Here is a 3,820-nt window from a genome sequence, read left to right as displayed (position 1 = left end):
GCTTTTCGGGATTTCGTAAACCTCGACAGCCTCATCCACCCGGCTCTAGATTTGTGAAGTCAACTCGACCGGGAAATCGTCATTATCGGCATCGCGCATGGCGGCGAGGCTACGGTTGTCCAGCACCTCGGCGATCGCCTGGCGCACTTCCAGCATCATGTGCCGGACCTGGCAGGTCGCCTCGTCGCAATCCTCGCAGCGCTGATACTGCGTGCGGCTGGCGCAAGGTATCGGCGCCAGCGGCCCGTCGAGCACGCGCACGACATGGCCGATCTTGATCTCGGAAGCCGGGCGGGCGAGGCGATAGCCGCCTTCCTTGCCCTTGCGGCTCTGGACGAAGCCGGCGTTGCGCAATTCGCCCAGTATGGCATCGAGGAATTTCTTCGGGATGTTGTTGGCGACGGCGATGTCGTTGACGAAGGCCAGTTGGCCAACCGGAAGATTGGAAAGATGCACGAGGGCCTTGAGGCCGTATTTGCCTTTTTTCGTCAGCATGCCCTGATAACCCGTTGAAGCCCCAACCACCCCGCATCTGGCGGCTGTTTGTGTGCAAATGATGACGGCATTGCTTCCGCACGCCGCCGTTTCGCGAAAACAAAGCCATTGGAACGCATGTTAGGCACAAACGCGTTGATTCTTTGTAACGTTTTGCACGAAGGGCGCCGCTTTGCGCTATCGGCTGCATAAACGAGAAAAGCCGGCCCACGGCCGGCTTTTCTGATCGTTCTATCGGTCCGCGGAGATTTTAGCGGCTGCCATAGGCCTGGTCGAGCAGGCCGCCGGCGGCGAAATGCTCCTTTTGGACCTTGTCCCAACCGCCGAAGACGTCTTCCACCGTCAGCAGGCGCACATCCGGAAAATCGGCCTTGTATTTGGCCGCGACAGCCGCGTCGCGTGCGCGCAAGCCGTTGTCGGCGGCGATGCCCTGGCCCTCGGGCGTATAGAGAAAGTCGAGATAGCTCTTGGCCAGATCGCGCGTGCCGTGCTCGTCGGCGACCTTGTCGACGATCGCTACCGGGAACTCCGCCAGAAGGCTGACCGAAGGCGTGACCTGCTCGAATTTGTCGTCGCCATATTCCTTGCGGATGCCGCGCGTCTCGGATTCGAAGGTGATCAGCACGTCGCCGATCTCGCGCTGCACGAAGGTGGTGGTGGCGGCGCGCCCGCCTGTGTCGAAGATCGGCACGTTGTTGAACAGCTTGGTGATGAACTCCTTCACCTTGGCGTCGTCGCCCTTGAAGGCTTCCTTGGCGTAGGCGGTGGCCGCGAGATAGGTGTAGCGCGCATTGCCCGACGTTTTCGGGTTGGGGAAGATCACCTGCACGTCGTCGCGCACGAGATCGTTCCAGTCCTTGATGTGCTTGGGGTTGCCGGCACGGACGAGAAACGACGGCAGCGAATAGAAGGGCGAGGCATTGTCGGGAAAGTCCTTCTGCCAGTCGGCGGAGACAAGGCCCTTCTTGACCAGGAAGTCGACGTCGGTAACCTGGTTGAAGGTGACGACATCGGCGCCGAGGCCCTCGGCGATGGCGCGCGCCTGCGCCGAAGTGCCGGCATGCGACTGGTCGACGGTGACGCCCGGATGCTCTGATATGAAGGCCTTGTTGACCTGCACGAACAGTTCGCGGCCGACGTCATAGGAGGCGTTCAGCAGCTTGTCGGCCGACCAGGCTTGGGAGGATGCGAGGAGGAGACCGGCGGCGGCAACGCCGAGGAAAAATCGCTTCATGAAAAGGCTCCGGATGTAATGCTCTATTGCCAGACCATAGCCGGGGCGCGAAGGAGCGGCGAGGCATGGATTCAGGACTTGACCATTGTTGCTAAAAAACTGTTTCCCAAACAGACATATCGTAGTTTTTTCTTTCACCTTGAGGTCGGTCCTCTTCAGCCTGTTTCTGATAAAAGCCACAAATAGATACACATTGTGTATGCGCAATGTTATGGTGGCGGAAAGGAGTCTTCCATGACGAAAGCCGCGCCCGAAACCCACGCCAAGCCTGTCAATCTGCGCATCCGAGAGGATATCCGCATACTGATCGACCGCGCCGCGAAAATACGTGGGAAAACCCGCTCCGACTTCATGATCGACGCCGCCTATCGTGCGGCCGAGGACACGCTACTCGACCAGACCCTGATCAAGGTGGATCCGGAGAGTTACCGGCATTATCTCGACATCCTCGATAAACCGCCGAGCGGGGAAGGTTTTGGGCGCCTCATGAACGTGCCCAAGCCATGGCGGGACTGATGCTATCGGCGCCCACGCCCCTGGCAGAAAACCACGATCTCGGCCTTTTCCAAAGCGGAACAGAAAGTCTCGACCAATGGCTTCGCCGCAGGGCACGGGCCAACCAGGTCAGTGGCGCGTCGCGTACCTATGTGGTGGCGGAAGGCTCACGCGTTGTCGGCTACTATTGCTTTTCTTCGGGCGGGCTTGATCTGGCGGAAGCGCCCGGCATTGTTCGCCGCAACATGCCAGATCCCATTCCGATGGTCGTGCTCGGGCGTCTCGCGGTGGATGGAAGCTGGCAAGGGAAGGGGCTGGGCGCGGCGCTTCTGCAAGATGCCGTCCTGCGCGCCGGTCAAGCCGCGACGATCCTCGGTATTCGCGGAATTTTTGTTCATGCCATATCGGATGAAGCGAAAGCCTTTTACGAGCATTACGGCTTTGCGGCCTCCCCGAAAAACCCGATGACCCTGGTGTTGTCGTTGAAGGCCAGGTGAAAGACCGCCACCGACCGGGACATCCCTGGGGCGGATTCACCGTGGTCCGATCGCTATGCAGCCGGGAAAAGCTTCCAGCGCCCCGGGCGGAACGCCACGCGGCTCTTCTGCGCTGCCGGATGGTCGACCGGCAGCTCAATCTCGACCCGCTGGCGTTCGCCGCCGATTTCAAGTTCGACGCGCCTTGTGCCGGCGACGCGGCGGCTGGCCGCCACGGTGCCGGCGATGCAGCCGCTGCAGCCGTCCAGCAGTTCGACATCATGCGGACGGAAGTAAAGCATCGCATCGCCCTCGGACGCGTGCGGCGCCGACAATCCGATCGGACGGTCGGCGAGCCAGATCTCGCCATTCTCGACCTTGACCGGAAGGGAGCTCGATTCGCCGATGAAGCCGTAGACGAAGGGCGAATTCGGCGTGTCGTAGATGTCGTCGGCGGTGCCGACCTGCTCGATACGGCCCTGGCTCATCACCACGACACGGTCGGCCAGTTCCAGCGCCTCTTCCTGATCGTGGGTGACGAAGACGGTGGTGTGGCCGGTGGCGTCATGGATTTCCCGCAGCCAGCGGCGCAGTTCCCGGCGCACCTGCGCGTCGAGCGCGCCGAACGGCTCGTCGAGCAGCAGCACCTTGGGTTCGATGGCCATGGCGCGGGCGAGCGCCACGCGCTGGCGCTGGCCGCCCGAAAGCTGCGCGGGATAGCGCTTCTCCAGCCCTGAAAGCTGGACGAGATCGAGAAGCTCGGAAGCACGGCGGCGGATCTCCGCTGCTGGCGGCCGCGACGGTCCGTGCCGCACCTTGAGGCCGAAGCCGATATTGTCAGCCACCGTCATGTGACGGAACAGCGCGTAGTGCTGGAAGACGAAGCCGACATTGCGTTCCTGGATCGATTTCTGCGAAGCGTCCTCGTCACCAAAGAAGATTTTCCCGCGTGTCGGCCGCTCCAGCCCGGCGATCAGTCTGAGCAAGGTCGTCTTGCCGGAGCCGGATGGTCCCAGCAACGCAATCAATTCGCCCGACTTGATGTCGAGCGACACGTCGTGAAGCGCCGGAAACCGCTCGAATTCCTTGCGCACGTTGGCAACGCGAACTTCCATACAAT

At 61.4% G+C, this 3,820-nt stretch carries 5 protein-coding genes; 2 read left to right on the top strand and 3 right to left on the bottom strand.

Going from position 1 to position 3,820, the window contains the following annotated elements; genetic code table 11:
- Nucleotides 1-45: 45 nt before the first annotated feature.
- Nucleotides 46-495 (bottom strand): Rrf2 family transcriptional regulator, encoded by a 450-nt coding sequence (locus EOA36_RS30180; protein ID WP_023769580.1) that lies wholly within the window; start codon nucleotides 493-495, stop codon nucleotides 46-48.
- A gap of 250 nt (nucleotides 496-745) precedes the next feature.
- Nucleotides 746-1,729 (bottom strand): sulfate ABC transporter substrate-binding protein, encoded by a 984-nt coding sequence (locus tag EOA36_RS30175; protein ID WP_127280601.1) that lies wholly within the window; start codon nucleotides 1,727-1,729, stop codon nucleotides 746-748.
- Nucleotides 1,730-1,963: 234 nt separating this feature from the next.
- Here EOA36_RS30175 and EOA36_RS30170 point away from each other — a divergent pair, with 234 nt between their 5' ends.
- Together EOA36_RS30170 and EOA36_RS30165 are read left to right on the top strand one after the other, a co-directional pair.
- Nucleotides 1,964-2,245, top strand: coding sequence for a DUF1778 domain-containing protein (locus EOA36_RS30170; protein ID WP_127280600.1), 282 nt, complete (start codon nucleotides 1,964-1,966; stop codon nucleotides 2,243-2,245).
- Nucleotides 2,245-2,721, top strand: coding sequence for a GNAT family N-acetyltransferase (locus tag EOA36_RS30165; protein WP_127280602.1), 477 nt, complete (start codon nucleotides 2,245-2,247; stop codon nucleotides 2,719-2,721). The genes EOA36_RS30170 and EOA36_RS30165 overlap by 1 nt, the downstream gene beginning before the upstream one ends.
- 53 nt (nucleotides 2,722-2,774) lie before the next feature.
- On the opposite strand, the gene EOA36_RS30160 is transcribed toward EOA36_RS30165, so the two are convergent.
- Nucleotides 2,775-3,815, bottom strand: coding sequence for a sulfate/molybdate ABC transporter ATP-binding protein (locus EOA36_RS30160; protein WP_127280599.1), 1,041 nt, complete (start codon nucleotides 3,813-3,815; stop codon nucleotides 2,775-2,777).
- Nucleotides 3,816-3,820 lie beyond the last annotated feature (5 nt).

Source organism: Mesorhizobium sp. M8A.F.Ca.ET.021.01.1.1, assembly GCF_003998025.1.
In the GTDB taxonomy this organism is placed as follows: domain Bacteria; phylum Pseudomonadota; class Alphaproteobacteria; order Rhizobiales; family Rhizobiaceae; genus Mesorhizobium.
The sequence above is the reverse complement of the archived record's forward strand: the minus strand, read 5'-3'. Positions and strand labels throughout refer to the sequence as shown.